1 protein-coding gene is annotated in these 742 nt (G+C 26.1%); it reads right to left on the bottom strand.

Annotated elements, in window-relative coordinates:
* Positions 1 to 742, bottom strand: a 742-nt coding sequence (locus L21TH_RS14605; protein ID WP_034429900.1) for a hypothetical protein, incomplete at both ends; no start/stop codon positions are given.

Here is a 742-nt window from a genome sequence, read left to right on the forward strand (position 1 = left end):
CTCTACTGATTGACTAAAAGGATCGTAATTATTTAAAGCTTCTTCTATATCTTCTGCATAGGATCTAAGTTTTAACAACAATGATTCTCCATTATTTTCTTCTTGATACAATTTTACCCTTACTCCATACTCATCATCAATTTTAGAACTATCCATATATGCTGTTTCAGATTTGACATAATTAAAAGTACGTGTTGTTGACATCAAATTAACAGTTTCTTCATTATTTATTAAATTAAATTCTGATATATTTGATTTTTTCTTTTCTGTTCCTTTTAGTCTTTTCTCTTCTATCTCTTTCATATCATTTTCTAAAATAACAGGTTTTCCAAATATCATTACTGATGAATCAGACTCATTATATATATTCATAGATAGACTCACTTTATTATTTTTATTAGCAAATCCAATTAATAATTTATATTCATTATCTTCAATTACTATATTTCCTTCAAGTGACCCTTCTATTAATTCCCCTGATTTAAGTTGAATTTTTTCCACATCGCCATCAGCTTTAAAATCATATTTATTTCCTTCAATTTCAAGTTGACCTTTTACAATAGCAATCCCTACTTTTTCCCCTTTTTTAAATTCGGTAAAATAATCATAAGATACTTTGATTCCTGATTTTTCTGTAGATTTGACTTTAATACCAAGATTCTGTTTTATATTTTCTATTGAAATTGACTTACCATGAACTTTTTCCAGTTTAGATTCATTTTTGTTTGAAATAGCATATGAA

The organism is Caldisalinibacter kiritimatiensis, assembly GCF_000387765.1.
Classification (GTDB): Bacteria; Bacillota; Clostridia; order Tissierellales; family Caldisalinibacteraceae; genus Caldisalinibacter; species Caldisalinibacter kiritimatiensis.